General features: G+C 61.5%; 19 protein-coding genes. 4 read left to right on the plus strand and 15 right to left on the minus strand.

Features of this window, described 5'->3' with window-relative positions:
• Positions 1–163 precede the first annotated feature (163 nt).
• The 10 genes from uvrA to QF043_RS16595 all read right to left on the minus strand — a co-directional run bounded on the left by uvrA (position 164) and on the right by QF043_RS16595 (position 14,195).
• A complete protein-coding gene (gene uvrA / locus QF043_RS16550) occupies positions 164–2,683 on the minus strand; it encodes an excinuclease ABC subunit UvrA (RefSeq protein WP_307419385.1) in 2,520 nt (839 codons plus the stop codon).
• The gene (locus QF043_RS16555) at positions 2,680–4,392 is read right to left on the minus strand and encodes an ATP-binding protein (protein WP_307419386.1); all 1,713 of its coding nucleotides are present in this window, start codon (positions 4,390–4,392) and stop codon (positions 2,680–2,682) included. The genes uvrA and QF043_RS16555 overlap by 4 nt, the downstream gene beginning before the upstream one ends.
• A 110-nt stretch (positions 4,393–4,502) precedes the next feature.
• Positions 4,503–7,574 carry an error-prone DNA polymerase gene (locus tag QF043_RS16560; RefSeq protein ID WP_307419387.1) on the minus strand — a complete coding sequence of 1,024 codons (3,072 nt, stop codon included), beginning with the start codon at positions 7,572–7,574 and terminating at the stop codon, positions 4,503–4,505.
• On the minus strand, positions 7,571–8,983 hold the full coding sequence (locus QF043_RS16565; RefSeq protein ID WP_307419388.1) for a DNA polymerase Y family protein: 1,413 nt from the start codon (positions 8,981–8,983) through the stop codon (positions 7,571–7,573). The genes QF043_RS16560 and QF043_RS16565 overlap by 4 nt, the downstream gene beginning before the upstream one ends.
• Before the next feature lie 7 nt (positions 8,984–8,990).
• On the minus strand, positions 8,991–9,605 hold the full coding sequence (gene imuA, locus QF043_RS16570; protein WP_069788458.1) for a translesion DNA synthesis-associated protein ImuA: 615 nt from the start codon (positions 9,603–9,605) through the stop codon (positions 8,991–8,993).
• Entirely contained in the window at positions 9,605–10,222 is a 618-nt protein-coding gene (gene lexA, locus QF043_RS16575; protein ID WP_058422526.1) for a transcriptional repressor LexA, read from the minus strand. The genes imuA and lexA overlap by 1 nt, the downstream gene beginning before the upstream one ends.
• 195 nt (positions 10,223–10,417) lie before the next feature.
• The gene (locus QF043_RS16580; RefSeq protein ID WP_307421355.1) at positions 10,418–11,275 is read right to left on the minus strand and encodes an IS3 family transposase; all 858 of its coding nucleotides are present in this window, start codon (positions 11,273–11,275) and stop codon (positions 10,418–10,420) included.
• Positions 11,272–11,565 (minus strand): transposase, encoded by a 294-nt coding sequence (locus QF043_RS16585; protein ID WP_307418407.1) that lies wholly within the window; start codon positions 11,563–11,565, stop codon positions 11,272–11,274. Before QF043_RS16585 ends, QF043_RS16580 begins: the two co-directional genes overlap by 4 nt.
• 1,061 nt (positions 11,566–12,626) lie before the next feature.
• Positions 12,627–13,214: an NUDIX domain-containing protein gene (locus tag QF043_RS16590; protein WP_307419389.1), complete on the minus strand. Its 588-nt coding sequence runs from the start codon at positions 13,212–13,214 to the stop codon at positions 12,627–12,629.
• A gap of 111 nt (positions 13,215–13,325) precedes the next feature.
• Positions 13,326–14,195, minus strand: coding sequence for an SDR family NAD(P)-dependent oxidoreductase (locus QF043_RS16595; RefSeq protein WP_307419391.1), 870 nt, complete (start codon positions 14,193–14,195; stop codon positions 13,326–13,328).
• Positions 14,196–14,357: 162 nt separating this feature from the next.
• Between QF043_RS16595 and QF043_RS16600 the strand changes: the two genes are divergently transcribed.
• Complete coding sequence (locus QF043_RS16600) at positions 14,358–15,284, plus strand: alpha/beta hydrolase (protein ID WP_307419392.1); 927 nt, start codon at positions 14,358–14,360, stop codon at positions 15,282–15,284.
• A gap of 192 nt (positions 15,285–15,476) precedes the next feature.
• On the opposite strand, the gene QF043_RS16605 is transcribed toward QF043_RS16600, so the two are convergent.
• Entirely contained in the window at positions 15,477–16,637 is a 1,161-nt protein-coding gene (locus QF043_RS16605) for an alpha-hydroxy acid oxidase (protein WP_307419393.1), read from the minus strand.
• A 121-nt stretch (positions 16,638–16,758) separates the two neighbouring features.
• Between QF043_RS16605 and QF043_RS16610 the strand changes: the two genes are divergently transcribed.
• A complete protein-coding gene (locus tag QF043_RS16610; protein WP_307419394.1) occupies positions 16,759–17,544 on the plus strand; it encodes a DeoR/GlpR family DNA-binding transcription regulator in 786 nt (261 codons plus the stop codon).
• On the opposite strand, the gene QF043_RS16615 is transcribed toward QF043_RS16610, so the two are convergent.
• Genes QF043_RS16615 through QF043_RS16625 form a run of 3 tightly spaced genes read right to left on the minus strand, consistent with a single transcriptional unit; the run spans position 17,509 to position 18,892 of the window.
• Complete coding sequence (locus QF043_RS16615; protein WP_307419395.1) at positions 17,509–18,237, minus strand: DUF72 domain-containing protein; 729 nt, start codon at positions 18,235–18,237, stop codon at positions 17,509–17,511. The genes QF043_RS16610 and QF043_RS16615 overlap by 36 nt on opposite strands.
• Positions 18,234–18,665 carry a DNA methylase gene (locus tag QF043_RS16620; protein ID WP_307419396.1) on the minus strand — a complete coding sequence of 144 codons (432 nt, stop codon included), beginning with the start codon at positions 18,663–18,665 and terminating at the stop codon, positions 18,234–18,236. The genes QF043_RS16615 and QF043_RS16620 overlap by 4 nt, the downstream gene beginning before the upstream one ends.
• A 2-nt stretch (positions 18,666–18,667) precedes the next feature.
• Positions 18,668–18,892 (minus strand): hypothetical protein, encoded by a 225-nt coding sequence (locus QF043_RS16625; protein WP_056859557.1) that lies wholly within the window; start codon positions 18,890–18,892, stop codon positions 18,668–18,670.
• Positions 18,893–19,105: 213 nt separating this feature from the next.
• Here QF043_RS16625 and QF043_RS16630 point away from each other — a divergent pair, with 213 nt between their 5' ends.
• The gene (locus tag QF043_RS16630; RefSeq protein WP_307419397.1) at positions 19,106–19,666 is read left to right on the plus strand and encodes a type 1 glutamine amidotransferase domain-containing protein; all 561 of its coding nucleotides are present in this window, start codon (positions 19,106–19,108) and stop codon (positions 19,664–19,666) included.
• 90 nt (positions 19,667–19,756) lie between these two features.
• On the opposite strand, the gene QF043_RS16635 is transcribed toward QF043_RS16630, so the two are convergent.
• The gene (locus QF043_RS16635) at positions 19,757–19,960 is read right to left on the minus strand and encodes a hypothetical protein (RefSeq protein WP_138815709.1); all 204 of its coding nucleotides are present in this window, start codon (positions 19,958–19,960) and stop codon (positions 19,757–19,759) included.
• 201 nt (positions 19,961–20,161) lie between these two features.
• Between QF043_RS16635 and QF043_RS16640 the strand changes: the two genes are divergently transcribed.
• Positions 20,162–20,416: a hypothetical protein gene (locus QF043_RS16640; RefSeq protein WP_307419398.1), complete on the plus strand. Its 255-nt coding sequence runs from the start codon at positions 20,162–20,164 to the stop codon at positions 20,414–20,416.
• The last annotated feature ends 1 nt before the right edge of the window (position 20,417 follow it).

Raw genomic sequence — 20,417 nt, forward strand, 5'->3', positions numbered from 1 at the left:
TGGTGGGGCGAAGACCTTTTGGTTACTTTTGGGGCGTTTGCCAAAAGTGACCCGCTGTAAGAGCGGAACCATAATCAGCCGTTACCGCAGCAACGGATATGTACACCACCAAAAGACCGCCACAGCAGACAAGCCAGCTCCCACAATTAATCGGCGTTGAAACTTACACCAACTCCCGCGCCAGAAACGGTGCAGTACGGCTGGCCTTGCTTTTGGCGACCTTCTGCGGCGAACCACGAGCCACCACCTTCCCGCCCAAATCCCCAGCCCCCGGCCCAATATCAATCACCCAATCCCCCTGGGCCACCACGCGCATCTCATGCTCCACCACAACCACCGTGTGCCCCGCGTCCACCAGATGATTAAGCTGACTCAGCAAACGGTCCACATCCCGTGGATGCAAACCCGTAGTCGGCTCATCCAACACATACAACGTCGCGCCTCTGGCATTACGTTGCAACTCGGTCGCCAACTTGATCCGCTGCGCCTCACCGCCGGACAGCTCGGTCGCCGGCTGCCCCAGACGCAGATACCCCAAACCGATATCCCGCAACACTTGCAACGCACGCAACACCCCAGGCTGCTCGGCAAACACCTCGACCGCCTGCTCCACCGTCAACCCCAGCACCTGAGCGATGTTCAAGCCTTGCCACTTGATCGCCAACGTCTCAGGGTTATAACGCGCCCCATGACACGTCGGGCACGGCGCATACACACTGGGCATAAACAGCAACTCGACACTGACAAACCCTTCCCCCTCGCAATGGGGGCAACGGCCCTTGGCGACGTTGAACGAGAACTGCCCGGCATCGAAATGACGCTTCCTGGCCGCCGGCGTTGCCGCAAACAATTTGCGCACGTTATCGAACAACCCGGTGTAAGTCGCCAGATTGGAGCGCGGCGTGCGGCCGATGGGCTTCTGGTCCACCTGCACCAAACGTCGAATCTGTTCCAAACCGCTGCTGATCCGCCCGCCACTGCTTTGCGGGGCATCGTCTTCAAGGCTCGGTTCTTCGTCGCGTTCCAGCACGCGGCCCAAGCCCGTGCCCACCAGTTCCAACAGCGCCTGGCTGACCAGGCTGGATTTGCCCGAACCGGAAATACCCGTCACCGCCGTAAAGCAACCCAGCGGGAATTCCACGCTCAGGTCCTTGAGATTATTACGCGTCACGCCCTCAAGCTTCAGCCACCCGGACGGCTCACGTCGCGTCGTGCTGCAAGCGCGCCGCTCGGCGAACAAATACTCGCGCGTCTGCGACGCCTGCACATCCGCCAACCCGGCGGGCGGACCGCTGTACAGCACTTGCCCGCCGTGCTCACCGGCAGCCGGGCCCACGTCGATCAGCCAGTCGGCGCGGCGCATGGTTTCCAGGTCATGTTCCACCACAAACAACGAATTGCCGGCGGCTTTCAAACGCTCAAGTGCAGTAAACAATGCTTCGCCATCTGCCGGGTGCAGGCCCGCCGAGGGCTCGTCCAGCACATAGATCACGCCGAACAATTGCGAACCCAATTGGGTGGCCAGGCGCAGGCGCTGCAATTCCCCGGACGACAATGTGGGCGTGCTGCGCTCCAGGGACAGATAGCCCAGGCCCAGCTCGGTGAGGGTGCTGACCCGCTCCAGCAAGTCCTGGGCGATACGCTGGGCCGCCAGGCGTTTTTCCACCGACAGTTTCATCGTGTCCTGCCCCGCCGCCACCGGACGCAGCAGCTCGGCCAACTGCGCCAGCGACAGCTGCGACAGCGCGCCGATGTCTACCCCGGCAAACTTCACCGACAGCGCCGCCTTGTTCAAGCGCTTGCCCTCACACGCCGGGCAGGCGCTGCCTTGCATGAACTGCGACACGCGCTTTTTCATCAGTGCACTTTGGGTGTGGCTGAAGGTGTGCAGGATATAGCGCCGCGCGCCACTGAACGTGCCCTGGTAGCTCGGCTCGAGCTTGCGTTTCAGCGCATCGCGAGTCTGCTGCGGGGTGAAGCCTGCGTAAACCGGCACGGTCGGGGTTTCTTCGGTAAACAGAATCCAGTCGCGCTGCTTTTTCGGCAGGTCGCGCCACGGAATGTCCACGTCATAGCCCAGGGTCACAAGGATGTCGCGCAGGTTCTGCCCCTGCCACGCCAAGGGCCAGGACGCCACCGCACGCTGGCGAATGGTCAAGGACGGATCGGGCACCATCAGCGCCTCGGTCACCTCATACACGCGGCCCAAACCGTGGCAGTGCGGGCAAGCACCCTGGGGCAGGTTCGGTGAAAAGTCCTCGGCATACAGCATCGCCTGCCCCGGCGGATAGCTGCCGGCACGCGAATACAGCATGCGGATCAGGCTCGACAAGGTGGTGACGCTGCCCACCGACGAGCGCGCACTCGGCGTACCACGCTGCTGTTGCAGGGCCACGGCCGGTGGCAAGCCTTCGATAGCATCCACATCGGGCACGCCGACCTGGTCAATCAGGCGCCGCGCATAGGGCGCCACCGATTCAAAATAACGGCGCTGAGCCTCGGCATACACCGTGGAAAACGCCAGGGATGATTTGCCCGAACCCGATACGCCGGTAAACACCACCAGGGCATCCCGGGGAATGTCCACATCGACGTTACGCAGGTTGTGTTCGCGGGCGCCGCGCACACGCACAAAGCCTGGGCGCTGGGCAGTGATCGGGGGGATGTCGCGCTGTGACGTCATGGGCAACCTTGTCTGGCGGTGAGCACGCTGCGCACCCGTTGCGTGAGGGCTTCGGGGCTGTAGGGCTTGCTCAGCAGATGAATGTCAGGGCTCAGCAAATGCGTGCTGGAAAGAATGTCGCGGGTGTGGCCGGAAGTGAACAGCACCGCCACCGGCGGGTGCTGCACGCGGGCCCAGTCGGCCAGGTCGGTGCTTTTGACCCGGCCGGGCATTACAACGTCAGTAAAGATCAGGTCCGGGCGCACGTCGTTTTGCAGGGCCTGCATGGCCCGGTCGCCGTCTTCGGCGGTCAGTACGGTGTAGCCCGATTGCTGCAGCAACTCGACCACGGTCAGGCGCACGCCTTCGTTGTCCTCCACCACCAGGATGGTTTCCTGGCCGCCGCTGTGAGTCGCCTGCTCGGTGTCGACCTCACCACATTCGGGTTCCAGGCTGTGGGGGAAATACATCTGCACCACCGAGCCTTTGCCCTCCTCGCTCCACACCTCCACATGCCCGCCGCTTTGGCGCACAAAACCAAACACCATGCTCAAGCCCAGGCCGGTGCCGTGCCCTTCGCGCTTGGTGGTGAAGAACGGCTCGAACGCACGCTTGAGCACCTCCTGGGGCATGCCGACACCGGTGTCGGTCACCGCCAAACGCACGTATTCACCGGGTTTGATGCTTTTACCGATGCAATCGCCCGGGTTGAGGATGATGTTTTCCCCACTGATGCGAATCACGCCCTCGCCTTGCATGGCATCACGGGCATTGATCGCCAGGTTGAGCAGCGCGTTTTCCAATTGGTTGCGGTCGACATTGATGCACCAGGAATCCTGGGGCAGTTGCACGTCGATATGAATGGTCTCACCCAACGCCCGTTGCAGCAGTTCGCCTAAACCGGCGTAGATACGTTGTGGGTTGTACACCGCCGGCGACAACGGCTGGCGACGCGCAAACGCCAACAGTTGCGAGGACAGCTTGGCGCCGCGCTCCACCGCCGCGATGGCCGCCGTGACCCGACGCTGCACCTGGGGGTTGTCCGGCTCGTTGCGGGCCAGCAGGTGCAGGTTGCCGGCGATCACTTGCAGCAGGTTATTGAAGTCATGGGCCACGCCGCCGGTCAGGCCGCCGATGGCTTCAAGCTTCTGGGATTGGCGCAACTGGTCTTCGGCGGCGGAACGCGCTTGCACTTCGGCGGCGACGCGTTGCTCCAGGTTATGGGTGAGTTCCTGGCGCAGGCGCTCGGAATGCACATGCTCGGTGGTTTCTACCACAATCGCCAACACCCCGGCCGGCTGCTGATTGTCCCCGGCGACGGGGCTGTAATAGAGGTCCAGCCAGACGGTTTCCGGCTTGCCATTACGCAACAACACCAGGTCTTTGTTGTTAAACGTCAAGGTGCCGCCCGCCAGGCAGGTGTCGACCACGTGGCGATTGAACTCGGCCACCTCCGGCCAGCCCAGCTCCACCGGCGTGCCGAGCAAGTACGGATGCCGGCCGCCGGCAAACACCGAATAGCTGTCGTTGTAGATCATGTAGCCCGCCCGCCCCCACAGCATCACCATCGGCACGGGCGAGGCCAGCATCATTTGCACGTTGCAGGCCAGGCTGGCACTCCAGGTGTCAATCGGGCCAAGATCCGTGGCGGACCAATCGAAAGCACGGATACGCTGGGCCATTTCACCGGACCAGCCTTCACAGCCATAGGGGTTGGATAAAAATTGCATCGGTTGGCTCTGTGCAAAGAGAGGGTATTTGCAACGTTTTGGAGCGCGTCAGCGGCAGATGGTTTCACTTGTTATAAGTTAGGAGGTAATGGCGGCAAAAACCACTGCCCTCAATGAAAATCCCGGCTGCGCACATGGATGCCTTCCAGCAGTGGCGTCAGGTCGGTAAGACGCCCGGCGATCAGGTGCCGCACCTCACCCACCGCCTCCCAGCGCCCGTCGACTTTGAGCAACCGCGAACCCACTAATGCTGGGCGCTGGCGTTCTGCCAGGTCGCGCCACACCACCACATTGAGGTTGCCGAATTCATCCTCCAACGTCACAAAGGTCACGCCACTGGCGGTGCCAGGGCGCTGACGCCCGGTCACCAGACCGGCGACGCTAACATTGCGCCCATGCTCCACCGCCATCAGCTCCAAAGAGCTGCGGCAGCGGCGTTTGCGCAACTCATCACGCAGCAACGCCAGCGGATGCGGGCCCAGGGTGGTGCCAACCGTGGCGTAGTCGGCCTGCAGGTCTTCGCCAACCGTCGGCGCCGGCAATTGCACCGCCGCTTCGTCGGGGCTCGGCAGGCCCGCGAACAACCCCAACTGTTTATGCACGCCCGCCACTTCCCAGCGAGCCCTGTGCCGGTTGCCCGCCAACGCACGCAAGGCTCCGGCATCCGCCAGCAACGCCTGGGCCCGCGCATCCAGGCCGGCGCGGTCGTCCAGGTCGGCAATGTCGCTGAACACACGACGCTGGCGCGCCGCCTCGATGCGCCGCCCATCCTCCTCACGAAACCCCGAGATCATGCGCAAGCCCATGCGAATCGCCGGTTGCTGGCCGTCGACAGGCTCCAGGCTGCAATCCCAATCACTGGCCAGCACATCCACCGGGCGGATCTGCAAGCGATGGCGCCGCGCATCCTGCAGGATCTGGTCCGGGCTGTAGAAGCCCATGGGCCAGCTGTTGATCAAGGCACAGGCGAACGCCGCCGGTTCATGGCACTTGAGCCAGCAACTGGCGTAGGTCAGCAAGGCAAAACTGGCGGCGTGGGACTCGGGGAAACCATAGCTGCCAAAGCCTTTGATCTGCTCGAAGATGTGCGCGGCAAACTCCTCGCTGTAGCCGTTCTTGAGCATGCCGGTGCGCAAGCGCTGCTGATGCGGTTCGAGGCCGCCATGGCGTTTCCAGGCGGCCATGGAGCGGCGCAACTGGTCGGCTTCGCCTGGGCCATAGTCGGCGGCGACCATGGCGATCTGCATCACCTGTTCCTGGAACAGCGGCACGCCCAAGGTGCGCTTCAGCACCGCCTCAAGTTCCGGCGATGGATAAGTGGTGGGCTCTTCGTTATTCCGGCGCCGCAGGTACGGATGCACCATGCCGCCCTGGATCGGCCCAGGCCGCACAATCGCCACCTCAATCACCAGGTCGTAGAAATTCTTCGGTTTGAGCCTGGGCAGCATCGACATCTGTGCCCGCGACTCGATCTGGAACACGCCGATGGTGTCGGCCTTGCTGATCATTGCGTAGGTTGCCGGGTCTTCCTTGGGAATCGTCGCCAACGCCAGATCGCGGTTGCGATGGCGGCGCAGCAAGTCGAAGCAGCGGCGGATCGCGCTGAGCATGCCCAACGCGAGGATATCCACTTTGAGCAGGCCGACGGCGTCGAGGTCGTCCTTGTCCCACTGGATAATGGTGCGCTCGGCCATGGCGGCATTTTCCACCGGCACCAGGGTGTCCAGCGGGTATTCGGAAATCACAAAGCCGCCAGGGTGCTGGGACAAGTGCCGGGGGAAGCCGATCAGTTGTTGAGTCAATGTCAGCACGCGCCGCAGGATCGGGCTTTGCGGGTCGAAGCCGCCTTCGCGCAGGCGTTCCAGCGGCGGCGCATCTTCACTCCAGCGTCCGCAACAGTCGGCCAGCGCGTTGATCTGGTCCGGTGGCAAACCGAGGGCCTTGGCCACATCACGCACCGCGCCGGACGCGTGATAACTGCTGACCACCGCCGTCAACGCCGCACGGGTGCGGCCGTAGCGTTGGAACACATACTGCAGCACCTCTTCACGGCGTTCATGTTCGAAGTCCACGTCGATATCCGGCGGTTCATTGCGCTCCTTGGACAGGAAACGCTCGAACAGCATGCTCGTCAGGCTCGGGTCGATTTCGGTGATGCCCAAGGCAAAACACACCGCCGAGTTGGCCGCCGAACCCCGGCCCTGGCACAGGATTGAACGGCTGCGGGCAAAGCGCACGATGTCGTGCACCGTCAAAAAGTAGCTTTCGTAGCCCAGTTCGCTGATCAAGCCCAATTCCTTGTTGATCTGCTGCAAGGTCTTGGCGTCGACACCGTGTGGCCAGCGTTGGGCAATGCCTTCTTCAGTCACCGCGCGCAGCCAGGATTGCGCATCATGGCCGGCGGGCACCAGCTCGCGTGGGTAGTGATAGCGCAGCTGGCTGAGGTCAAAGGTGCAACGTTTCGCGATGGCCAGGGTTTCGTCGCGCAAGGCTTGTGGGTACAGCGCGGCCAACGCCTCGAGGCTGCGTAAATGCCGCTCGCCATTGGGGTGCAGGCGCGTGCCGGCTTCGGCCACCGGCACGTGATGGCGGATCGCGGTCATGGTGTCTTGCAAGGCGCGGCGACCCCGCGCGTGCATGTGTACATCGCCGCAAGCCACCGCCGGGATCTGCAAGCTGGCGGCCAGGGCCAGGCGCTGTTGCAAATGGCGCGCATCGTCCTGGCCGCAGTGCAGGTGCACCGCCAGCCACAGGCGTTCGGCGAAGGTGTGTTGCAGCCATTGGAGGGTGGCCTGGGTGTCGCTGTCTTCGGCCACCCACAGCGCCAGCAGGCCGGGCATCGGTTGTTCGAAGTCGGCGTGCAGCAGGCGGTAACGGCCTTTTTCGGCGCGGCGACGAGCCAGGGTAATCAGCCGGCACAGGTGTTGATAGCCGCTGAGGTCTTCGACCAACAACACCAGTTTCGGGCCGTTTTCGATGCGCATCTCGCTGCCGATAATCAGCGGCAAATCCACCGCCTTCGCCGCCTGCCAGGCCCGCACGATGCCCGCCAAGGTGCATTCGTCGGTGATCGCCAGGGCGCTGTAGCCTTGGCGCTTGGCACGTTCGAACAACTCCAGCGCACTGGACGCGCCGCGCTGGAAACTGAAATTGGACAGGCAATGCAGCTCGGCGTAGCTCATGCGAACCAGCCTTGCAGCCACAGCCCGTCGTTTTGCCCCACACAACGATAGGCCCAGCCTTGCTGGCCGGCACGGGTGCGGATCAGGTAATAGTCGCGGCGGATATCGGCGCCGTCCCACCAGCCGGATTCGATACGTTCCGGCCCCATCAGGATCTGCACGCCCTGCTCGGCCAGCAAGGTCGGTTCAGCCAGCAACCAGCCGGGGCGCTGCACCTTGTTCAAAGTCGGGCACGCGCGAGGGTCGGCGGCCGCTTGCCAGGCAAATTCGGGGCGGTGGTCGGCGTGAAAGCGCAGGCTTTGTACGGCCTCATCGCCAAGCCGTGCGCGCAGGCGTTCGCGCAGTTGCTCCCAAGGCAAGGTTTGTTGTGGGCGATCGTCGAACAGGTCCTGGCGTTGCGGCACAAACACCGGCAGGTCCTGGGCCACCAGGCGAAAACCGCGCACCGGTGAGGTGACTTGCACTTGTTCCAGGCGGCCACGGGCCAGCTCGAACAGCATCGACGGTTCACGCTCGGCGCTGAGCAGGCCGACCTTGATCACGCTGTCGGGCGCCTGGGCGTGTTCCAGGTGCAAGTCAAAGCGCTGCACGCCACTGTCGCGTCCACAGAGAAAGGCGGACAAGTCACCGGTCAGGCGCCGTAACGGGAACAACAACGCCTGATGGGATTGCACGTCGAAATTCAGCTCGATGCGCACATCGAACTGATCCGGCGGCTGGTAAAACGCCAGGGCCAGTGGGCGCTGCCCGCTCAGGGCATCCAGGTGCTTGAGCAAGCCGGCGTCAAAGCGCCGCGCCAGGGTATGCCGAGGCAACGCCTGCACCTGGGCCAAAGTGCGCAAGCCCATACGTGACAAGGCCGTGGCCGCCTGCGGGTCAAGGCCGGCGCGGTCGATGGGCAGTGGCGCCAGCGCCTGCTGCAAGGCGTCCTCACCGATCGCCAGGCCATCATAGATATTCGCCAGCACCCGCGCCGCCGCCGGGTTGGGCGCGGCGACGATACGGTGGCGAAAACCCAATTCGCTCAACTCCTGGCGCAAGCGCGCCTCGAACTGCGGCCACGGCCCGAACAGGCCCAGGCTCGACTCGATCTCAAACAGCAACGCACGCGGGTAATACACGCTGACCTGGGAGCTGAAACGGTAGGCCCAGGCGGCGAGGAACTGCTGCCAGCGCTCGATTTCGGCAGGGTCGTATTCGGCGCTGGCAAAGGTTTTGGCCAGGGCATGCGCGGCCGTCAGCGATTGACCTGGTCGCAGCCCCAAGGCCCGGGCAGCGGCATTGACGGTTTGCAGCACGCGACGCTGCGGCGTGCCGGCCAGCAGTACCAAGGGTTGGTCCGGCTCGGGGTGCACACGCTGCACCCCGTCCAGCGCCAATTGCGGGAAGACAATACACACCCAGCGCATGGCAACCTCAGTGCCCCGCCAGTGCAATCGGCGCCGGGTGGGCCAAGCCGCCCCGGCACTTGAGCACCCGCACTTGCGCAGGTTTTGCCTCGACGGCCAGGCGCAAAGCGGCGGGCGATGAATTGACCGCCTCGCTCAAAGCGCGCCAGGCAAACGCCAGGGTCTGGCCGGTCTCGGCCGCCACCTGCAAGCGCCGCAAGGCACGGTCATCGGCCTTGCGCGGCCAGCACAACACCGCGCCGCAACTGCCGGAACGCAGGCACTGCTCCACCGCCCACAACACGTCATGCGCCTCGGCCTGGATCACCGAAAGCTGACGCAGATCCACCCCGGCATTCTGCCAGGCGTGGGGATACGGCGTGTAAGGCGGCGCCACCAGCACAATGCGCTCGCCCGCCGTTGATAAGCGTGCCAGGGTGGGCAACACCAATTGCAGCTCGCCAACGCCCTCCTTTGCCATCAGGATTTCACTCAGCGCCGACTCCGGCCAGCCGCCAGTGGGCAACACCGCGTCCAGCGCCGCCAGCCCAGTGGGGTGCACGCTGGCGGGTGGCGCGGCGGGCCGGCCTTTCCAGACGCGGCCGCCATTGAACAGCGTGTCCAGAGCAACGACGGCGCCCATCAACCTTGCCTCACCAGGCCGCAAAACACCCCTTCGATGGCCAGGTCCTGATCCGGCCCGACCACAATCGGTTGATACGCGGGGTTGCGCGGCAGCAGGCGCACCTGCTCGCCGTGGCGCTCAAAGCGTTTGATGGTGACTTCGCCGTCCAGGCGCGCCACCACAATCTGCCCGTTCAAGGCTTCGACGCTGCGGCGTACGCCCACCAGGTCACCGTCGAGGATGCCGTCTTCGATCATCGAATCGCCCTGCACACGCAGCAGGTAATCCGGGGTTTTGGCGAAAGTGGCAGGGTCCAGTTGCAGACGGTTGTGCACTTCGGCATCGGCGCCGATGGGCAGACCGGCGGCAACACGGCCGAGTACCGGCACGTCCAGCCACTCAGGACGCGCCGGCTGGTTGAGCAGCCGGATGCCACGGGCCTGGTTGGGGTTGACCTCGATAAAGCCGGCTTCGGTCAAGGCGACCACATGTTTGCGTGCGACGCTGCGCGAGGCAAAACCGAACGCCTCGGCGATCTCGGCGAGGCTTGGAGGCTGGCCTTGTTGCGCGATGCGGTCGCGGATAAAGGTCAGGATGGCGGTACGGCGGGGGGTCAGGGTTGTCATGGAGTACATTTGTACTCTTGTGGGAAATTTCTGACAATAGCCGGTAGTCGGGATGGGGTTGGGGTTGTCGCGGGGTTGCTGAGTACATATCCGTTGCTGCGGTAACGGCGGCTTATGGTTCCGCTCTTACAGCGGGTCACTTTTGCAAGGACGCAAAAGTAACCATGGACTTGCTCCCTCAAAACGTACGCCATAAAGCGAGCGTTAAGCAGTTTGCTTCAGTTGCTTTGCGTAGTCATTAGGTGAGCTGTATCCCAGCGCCGAGTGCAGCCGTGTCGGGTTGTAAAAACCATGGATGTAGCTCGCGATAGATGCGTGAGCCTGTGCTTTGCTGGGATACACACCGGTAGCTTCTTCCTTCTTGAGTGTGGCAAAAAAGCTCTCTGCTACAGCGTTATCCCAGCAGTTGCCCTTACGGCTCATGCTTTGCACAAAACCCCTGTCCAAGATCATGCTGCGAAAACCGCTGCCCGTGTATTGCCGACCTCTATCAGAGTGAAAAATTACACCCTGATCAACTGGTGTATTCGTCCAGGCGTTCAAAAAAGCCTGCTGCACTAGACCCTCAGGCATCCGTTCCGACAGGCTGTAACCGAGTACCTGGCGTGTTTGGATGCTCAGCACTACGGCCAAATATAGCCACCCCTGACGCGTCGAAATATAGGTGATATCGCCCACCCACGCGGGAGTTGGGCTTGTCACAGAAAAACGTCGTTTCAACACGTTGTCGGAAATTGGCTGGATATACCGATTATCCATCGAGTGTTTGAACCGAGCCTTGATTTTCCCTCGCAACATTTCTTCTCGCATCAACCGGGCCACTCGCTTATGCCCAACTGAAAAAGACCGGTTATGAAGTGCCTTGACCATCCGCGGGCGCCCATAAGTGCCGCGACTGGCATGATGAATCGCACGAATTTCCAGGCGAATCTCAGCGTCTGGATCAGGACGTTGCCGGCGTTTCAAATAGCCGTGAAAGCCCGACACCGAGACTTCCATCACTCGACATAACAACCTGACTGGAAAGCGAATCCGTTCACGGGCGACAAAGGCGTATCTCAGTTGGACTCTCTGGCAAAGAACGCCGTCGCTTTTTTTAGGATTTCCCGTTCCATTTTAAGCGTGGCATTTTCAGCTCGAAGCCGGGCCAGCTCGCTTTCCAGGTCAGAAACCGGATGCCGGGCGGGAGAACTGAGAGGACGCCCGTTGCGTGCGGCGTCCAGCCAATTACCTAGGGTTTTGACCGAGATATCCAACTGTCGGGCTGCTTCTCCTCGACCAATGCTTTCAGCGAGTGTCACTGCCTGAGCTTTGAAATCATCGGTGTAACTGCGGCGGGGTTGTTGTGACATAGGTGCCTCCAAGGTTGCGATTAAAATATCGCTTCTTGGCGTCCGCTGCGAGGGAACAAGTCCACCAAAAGGTCCTCGCCCCAACACTCGGTGCCTCGCTGTGGCTCGGCATGCCCGCAATCCGACAGTGATTTGGGGGGCCGCCGCCACGCGCCATCCATGGCGCGGGGCGGCTAAACCGGCATCCCTGCCGGTTTACCCCCCAAATCACTGTCAGATTCCGGCCATCGTGTTTGACGGGGCGATTTCAGATCAAGATCAAGATCAAAAGCGCAGATCAAAAGACCGCTGACTTCGTCATCGAAAAGGATGTAAGGGCCACAGCAACAGCAACAGCAACAGCAACAGCAACAGCAACAGCAACAGCAACAGCAACAGCAACAGCAACAGCAACAGCAAAGCCATACTCGGTCAAAGGTGGGAGCTGGCTTGTCGAACCGTCGCACCGCTGCGATGGCATCAACTCGGTGTACCTGACACACCGAGGTGTCTGCATCGCAGGCAAGCCAGCTCCCACAGAAAAGCAGTTCTTCAGTGGATGCAAATCCGCAGCCGACCTCATATCCAGAACTGTATGCGGTCAACTGTGGGAGCGGGCTTGCTCGCGAATGCGGTGGGTCAGTGACAGATGAATTGACTGGCACACCGCCTTCGCGAGCAAGCCCGCTCCCACATTTAGACTGTGTTGCATCAGGTAGACAGGCTGTTGCTTTGCACTTGATCTGGCTTTTGCTTCAACCACTCAGGTCGGCTTTCAGGCCGCCGTGCTCTGCTTTTGATCTTGCTTTTGATCTGAGGCGCCCCGTTAACCACGATGGCCGAACGCAGGCTTGAATCCGTGGGTAACCCGGCAGGACGCCGGGTTAGCCGCGCTGGGCCAAGGATGGCCCAGCGCGGCGGCCCACGGATTCAAGCCGGAGTGAGGGCGCACCGAGCCAGAGCGAGGTGCCGAGTGGTGGGGCACAGACCTTTTGGTTACTTTTGGGGCGTTTGCCAAAAGTGACCCGCTGTAAGAGCGGAACCATAGGCCGCCGTTACCGCAGCAACGGATATGTACTCAATCACCAACCCTCTTTAAGCATCCGCAATTCCAGATGCTGCAACAGCATGATGGTCTTGCCATCAACAATCTCCCCACTGCGCACCATCGCCAACGCCTGCTCAAACCCCAGCTCCAGCACTTCGATATCCTCACCCTCCTCCTCCAGCCCGCCCCCCGTACCAATCTGATCCGCCTGCGTATACTCACCGATAAAAAAGTGAATCCGCTCAGTCACCGACCCCGGACTCATAAACGCCGCATAGATTTTTTCCACATGACCCACGCGATACCCGGTCTCTTCCTCAGCCTCCAGGCGAATACGTTCTTCAGGGCTAGCATTGTCCAGCAACCCGGCAGCCGTTTCGATCAAGTAGCCGGGGTAATCGTTGACAAACGTAGGCATGCGAAACTGCCGGATCAACAGCACCGTGCGCTGCCCACGGTTGTACAACAAAATGGTCGCGCCATTGCCCCGGTCATACACCTCACGGGTCTGGGCCTGCCAGCTGCCATCCTGGCGACGCAGGTCGAAGCTGTACTTTTTCAAGTTGTACCAGCTGTCTGAAAGGGTTTCTTCAGCGGTGATGCGAATAGGGCTGTTGTCCATGGTCGGGCCTTTGCTCATAGAAGCCGGGAGCATGTCGCGCCAGCAATGTCAGCGTCAAGCGGCCCGCTGACGGCACACTCGCCCCCCAAGGACGCAGGGACGCAACCGGGTTCAACGGGGCACGCCGGCCTGAGCCAGCGGCTGCTTGATACGCGACCACGCGGCGGCGACCTCTTGCGCATTGGCCGCCTTGATGCGTGCGAGATTGCGCGGGTACTCCACTCCGGGGTTTTCCGTAAAGCGCGTGGCGGTGAATTGACCATTGCTGGCGCGCAGGATATAGCCGGTGTCCTGGCACTGCTCAGAGGCCAGGAACACTACGCCCGGCGTCACCCACTCAGGCTTGAGTTCATCCGGTTCGTCGGTCACGCCCCACATGCGCGTCTTGGCCACCGGCGAGATCGCGTTGACCTTGATACCGGCCTCGGCGCCTTCATGGCTCAGTGCGTTCATGATGCCCAATTGCGCCATCTTGCCGGCGCTGTAGGCCACCAGCCCGGTTTGCTCGTATTGCACGTACATGGCGCGGTCAGAGGTGGTCAGGATGATGCGCGGCGCCGCCGAGCGCAGCAGGTGTGGCCAGGCGTGCTTGCACAGCCAGAGCGGCGCGTAGAGGTTGATGTCCATGGCGCGCTGGAGGAACGCGGCGTCGAGGTCGGCGATGTTCTGGTAACCGACCCAGCCGGCGTTATGGATCAGGATATCGAGCTGGCCGTAAGCCTTGAGGGTGAAGCTGATCAGTTGTCGGCAACCCTCGTCCGTAGACAGGTCGCCGCCATGCCCGAGTACCGCCAGCCCTTCGGTCTGCAAAGCTGCGGACGCCGCGTGCACCACCGACGCATCGGTGCCGGCGCCCAGCTTGTCGGCGCCGATATCACTGATCACCACCTGCGCGCCGCCTTGGGCGAGCGCCCGTGCATAACTGAGACCCAGCCCGCGCGCGCCGCCGGTGATGATTGCCGTTTTGCCGGTAAAATCCATGTCTGTGCTCTCCTGTTCGGCCGCCCACCCTAACAACCCGAGCAGGAGTTGTTCAAGGCTGCAACACTTTGCAAGCAATCCCCGTCTACGGCCGTCGAATTAATGCCTGCCTGCCCACGCCATCTGGTAAAACGCCTGCTTCGCCTTTGTTCTGGAACCTTCATGTCCGCTCGTTTTCTGTCCCGCCTGGGCCTGCGCTGGTTTCCCCTGCTGTGCATGGCCATCCTGATTGTCGGCCTGCCGGTGGGGTGCGCCGTGCTGCAACACAAGGAGCGCGAGCTGGTGTTTCGCATCGAGCCGGGCACCGCCGGCTGGTACACCGGCCTGCCCAAGGCGGTGCAGGAATTCGATATCAAGCCGGCCAGTTTCAAATCGGGGCAGAACCTGCACGGCTGGTGGTACCCGGCCGACCACAAGGATGCGCCGGCCATCCTCTACCTGCACGGCGTGCGCTGGAACCTCACCGGGCAGTTGTTTCGCATTGAACAGCTGCACGCGCTGGGCTTCTCGGTGCTGGCCATCGACTATCGCGGGTTTGGCCAGAGCCACGGTGATTTGCCGTCGGAAACCAGTGTGTATGAGGACGCGCGCATTGCCTGGGAACGTTTCCAGGTATTGCAGCCTGACCCCGCCAAACGCCTGCTCTATGGGCATTCGCTGGGCGGCGCAGTGGCCATCGACCTCGCCGCTGAGCTGAGCAGGCAAACGCCTGTGCCGGTGCGCGGGCTGGTGATCGAATCCACCTTTACTTCCCTGGGGGATGCGGCCACCGCCGTGGCCAATACCTCGTTGCCGGTGCGTTGGCTGCTGTCGCAGAAATTCGATTCCATCGACAAGATTGCCGATGTGCACATGCCGTTGCTGGTGGTACACGGCCTGGCCGACCAGTACGTGCCACCGCGTTTCAGCCAGCAGTTGTTTGAAGCCGCCCAGGAACCCAAGCGGTTGTTGCTCGTACCCGGCGCCACCCATAACAACAGCATGAGCCTGGCAGGTCGCAGTTATGGCCAGGCATTGGAAAAACTGCTGCAGGCGAAGAAGCCAGCAACCATCGCCACGCACTCCACAGGTCGAGACGGCGAGTCGTAACCGCACTTTTCGGCACTGGGTTCGCGCTTGGCTGTCAAGCGCCAACCCTGCCCATACTGGCCCAAAACCAATTCTGATCAAATATTAACCGAAGGTTAAATCGCCAACCCTGCCGGGCCTTCGCAAAGTTATCCACAGAGATACCCACGGTTTTCGTGGACAACTCTTTTTACTTTTTTACGATTTTTTTGCTCAGCAAACCCCTGTGGGAAAGCTACCCGGCAGCAAAATCTCGCGATTCACATCGCGTATATCGTTATAGCCACACAGTGCCATCGACACATCCAACTCGCGGGCGATGATGTCAAGGGCCTTGGTCACACCGACTTCACCCAGCGCGCCCAACCCATACAAATGCGCGCGGCCGATCATGGTGCCTTTGGCGCCGAGTGCCATGGCCTTGAGCACGTCCTGGCCGGAGCGAATGCCGCCATCAAGCCACACTTCAATCTGCTCGCCCACAGCCTCTGCAATCGCCGCCAATTGGCTGATGCTCGACGGTGCGCCATCGAGCTGGCGGCCACCGTGGTTGCTCACCACCAGCGCATCCGCACCGCAATTGGCGGCCAGCCGCGCGTCTTCCACATCCAGGATGCCCTTGATAATCAGCTTGCCGCCCCAGCATTGCTTGATCCATTCCACATCGTCCCAGCTCAGGCGCGGGTCGAATTGCTGGCCGATCCAGGATGACAGCGAAGTGATATCGGCCACACCTTTGACATGCCCGACGATATTGCCGAAGCCATGGCGCTTGGTGCCGAGCATGCCTGCTACCCAACGTGGCTTGGTCAGCATATTGAGGATATTCGGCACGGTCAGCTTGGGCGGCGCCGACAAGCCGTTGATCAAGTCCTTGTGGCGTTGGCCCAGGATCTGCAAATCCAGGGTCAGCACCAGCGCGTCCACACCGGCAGCCTTGGCGCGCTCGATCAACCGCTGCATAAACGCGCGATCACGCATCACATACAACTGGAACCAGAACGGTTTGCCAACGTGGGCGGCAATGTCTTCCAGCGAACAAATGCTCATGGTCGACAAGGTATAACGCAGGCCGAACGCGGCGGCGGCGCGGGCGGTGAGGATCTCGCCGTCGGCATGCTGCATGCCCGCCAGCCCGGTGGGCGCCAGGGCCACGGGCATGGCCATGTCCTGGCCGATCATAGTGGCGCGGATTGAACGCTCATCGATATTGCGCGCCACCCGTTGGCGAAACTGGATGCGCGCGAAATCGCTTTGATTGGCGCGGTAGGTGCTTTCAGTCCAGGAGCCGGAGTCGGCGTAATCGTAGAACATCCGTGGGACACGTTTTTGCGCGAGCCTGCGTAAATCTTCGATGGTTGTGATCAACGGCATCTAGGTCACCTCTCCCTGAACTGAGCCTGGAGAGTAACCGCCCATCGGCTTGGCAGCCAGCCATTGCGTTTGCAGTGGCGGGCGACTAATCTCGCACAAAACCGCAAAAAGACGCATAAACATGCATAACACTCACCAAGCCATTGACCTGCCCTCGTTGCGCAAACAGAAGATTTTGCTGCTGCTGGAACGTGACGGCAAAGTCACCGCATCCGAATTGGTCGAACACTTTGCCGTGTCCCAGGACACCATCCGCCGCGACCTCGGCGAACTCGCCGCCGCCGGCCTGCTGCAACGCGTGCACGGCGGCGCGCTGCCCAGGCCCAAAGACACCGGCAAAGACTTTTTCACCCGCGTCGGCGAAACCAACGAGATCAAGCGTCACCTTGCCCGACTGGCCGCCGACCGGGTGCAGGACGGCCAGATCGTGCTGTTCGATTCCGGCTCGACCACGCTGCAGATTGCCCAATCTTTGCCACGTTCGATCCGCCTGACCGTCGTCACCCCATCGCCGATGATCGCCATCGCCTTGGCCGATCATCCCGAGGTCAAGGTGATTCTCGCCGGCGGCCAACTCAACCCCGCCACCTTGTCCACCAGCGGCCAGGAGGCCGTGCGCCTGATCCAAAGCATCAAGGCCGATTTGCTGTTTACCGGCGTATGCGCGCTGCACCCGCAAGTGGGCATCAGCTCGCTGCATTTCGATGAAGTGGCGGTCAAGCAAGCCTTGCTCGACAGCGCCTCCCACGTGGTGGCCGTGACCCTGGCGGACAAGCTCGGCGCAGTGGAGCCCTTTGTGGTGGCGCCGTGTAACCGCATTCATACGCTGATTACCGAGTGGCATGTGCCCCATGTCGAGGCGTATGAGCAGTTAGGGTTGGAAGTGCTGCGGGTAGAGGTCGAGTAGCAACAAGCCATCGGTCACGGCGTGGCCGCTGGCGGTGTTGTCGAAGATGCACCAGGCAGGCAGGCCTGATTCGGCACATTGACGCAGCTGTTCCGCCAGCGCCTGCAACCGTTGCGGGCCATAGGCGCTGTGGTAGATACGCGGCGAGCCATGCAGGCGCCAGTACTGCACGCCCTGCCAACCTGCGCCGGCATCGAGCACCGCTGGGTCGGCAGTCACGCGGCCTATCTGCAGGTCCACCAGCAGCGCCTGCGCCTCAAGCCAACTGGCGTGCCGTGGTTCAAGCACCACCGCACCGGCAAACCGCTGGCGCAATGCGCTGAAAAAAGCCAACGCCACGCTGGGTTCATAACGCAGCGAAGGCGGCAATTGAATCAGCAGGCAACCGAGTTTTTCACCCAGGTGCAAGCACTGCTCAAGGAACTCGTCCAGGGCCGTCTCACAGTGCTGCAAGTGCAGTTCATGGGTGATGACCTTGGGCGCCTTGACCGAAAACCGAAACGCCGGCGGCACCGATTGCGCCCAGCGCTTGTAGGTGTTGGGCTGGTGCGGCCGGTAAAAGGAGCTGTTGATTTCCACCGCATTGAAACGCGATGCATAGCGCTGTAAATGCGTGCCCTCGCCCGTAAAGTCCGGCCAGTGCGCACGCGGCAAACTCCAGCCGGCACAGCCCACGTAGAGCGGCGCTATCAAAACAGGACCTTGGCCGCGTCACGCATGAAAATTTCAACGGTCTTGGGGCCCACGCCGTCGAATTCGGCCAGGCGCTTTTCGAATGCCTGGCGGTCAGGGCTGACGCTGCGGATATGGCTGATCTTGCCCGCGTACTCGGCATTCAACTTAGCACTGAGGTCGAGCAGACGCTGCGCCGTGCTTTCGTCGTAACGCACGTAATGGGCACGCCCGAGCATCGAAACCAGTTCACGCGACGTGCAATGTTGCAACTTGCGTGCAGTGTCGCGGCCCTCCTCCTCCACGATCACCTTATAAGCCTGTGCGGCGATGGGCGACTGAATACGCTTGCCCATCAGGAAGCTGGCGATAAACCATTTGAACAGGCTGGCGTCATCGTCGGGCGCCAGTTCAATCCCCAGTTCAGCCGCCGTGATCGACCGGGCCATGCTCAGTGGCCCAGCTTGCGCTCGGCCTTGGCGGCCTGCTCGTTGATGGCGTCAGTCTGGCGTTCGGTGTCCTTGATCGAGGTGGGCGTGAGCACCTTGTCCACGGTTTTGGTCTTCGGGTTGGGCTGTTCCAGCGTCTGCCCCTTGGCAGGTTGTTGACGACCTTTCTGGGCGTCTTCAGAGCTGATGGGTTCCGGGGTTTTGTCGACAGTCTTGGGGTCGGTCATGGTCAATCTCCTGGCTATTGAACGCCCGCAAAAAGCAGCAGGCACCTATGCAGCAGAGGCCGGCGCTTTTCGATAGTTCAGGATTTTTGCAAGCCGGGCTTTCTCGAAAACCATCCACGAAAAAAGTCCAAATTAATTTAAACCTTTGCCGCCCACGTTCGATCCACTCTCCCACACAGCATGATTAATCCATCCAGCAGGAGAGACTCGACCATGAGCTCACAACTCAACGGCAAGAACATCCTCATCATCACCTCCAACACCGGCATCGAGCGCGACGAGCTGCTCAAGCCTCTGCAAGCACTGCGTGGCTATGGCGCGACGGTGACACACGGTTCCAGCGAAGGCGGCACCGTGCAGACGTTCGTCGGCGACACCGAGAAGGACCAGACCGTGGAATCCGAGGTCAAGCTGTCGCAGGTGCTGAGCAGCGACTTCGACGCGCTGGTGATTCCCGGTGGCACCGTGAATGCCGACACCCTGCGCCAGGACGCGGCTGCGCTGAAGCTGATCAACGACTTCGTCAAGGCGGGCAAAACCGTCGCCGCCATCTGCCACGGGCCATGGACGCTGATCGATGCCGGCGTGATCAAGGGCAAGACGCTCACCGCGTACAAGAGCGTGCGCATCGACCTGGAAAACGCCGGCGCTGCCGGCGTGGTGGATGCCCAGGTCAAGGAGTGCAAGGCCAATGGCTGGACCTTGATCACCTCGCGCACACCGGATGACTTGCCGGCGTTCAACGAGGCGATTGCCAAGGCGGTCGCAGGTTAACGGGCAGGCTTGAATGCAAACAGGCGCCCGTGGGCGCCTGTTTGCTGTGTGGCGTGTGTTCAGTGTTTACGGTGCTATTTACGGTGCTAGTTATTTATGGTGCTGGGCCATCTCACGTTTTGGCCCGAACATGGCCCAGGCAATCAGCCCGAACAGCGGCACAAAAATCAGAATGATCAACCACAACCCCTTGGTCTCCCAGCCGCCGGTGCTGCGCAACACGATGTTGATCGCCCAGAGTTCCAACACCAGCAAAATCACCGCCAGCACGATCCAGATATAGTCTATTTGCATGCATCACCTCCTGAGGTCGTATGCATTAGGTCAAGGGATCGGCGTGAGGGTTCATTAAAATTATCGGTGCATGGCCTTTCGTCGTGGCGGCGAAAAAAAATCCAAACTTTGCCTGATCCCCTGCACTCCCAATTAATGCCCCCTTTGGCTTCAAAGGAAGGGACGCTTTTGACAGGTGCAGCATGGAAAAGGATTCTCGTGATGAAGACCGGTATTTCCTACAGGATCGTGTTAGTCATTTGCCTGACCGGATGGTTGGCAACCCCCGCCTACGCAGCCTTTGGCGATGCCATACCCGGCTCGGCCCTGCCTCCGGGCACCTACCCCAGCACTCCGTCGGACAGCAACAAAAAAGCTCAAACGCCGCCGAAGGAAAAGACCTCCTCCAGCGGCTCGTCAACTCAGCAGCAAGGCGGGAAGAAAACCCAGAAAAAAGCCCCCAAAAAAGACCGTTGAT

The organism is Pseudomonas sp. W3I7 (assembly GCF_030816095.1).
Lineage (GTDB): Bacteria > Pseudomonadota > Gammaproteobacteria > Pseudomonadales > Pseudomonadaceae > Aquipseudomonas > Aquipseudomonas salomonii.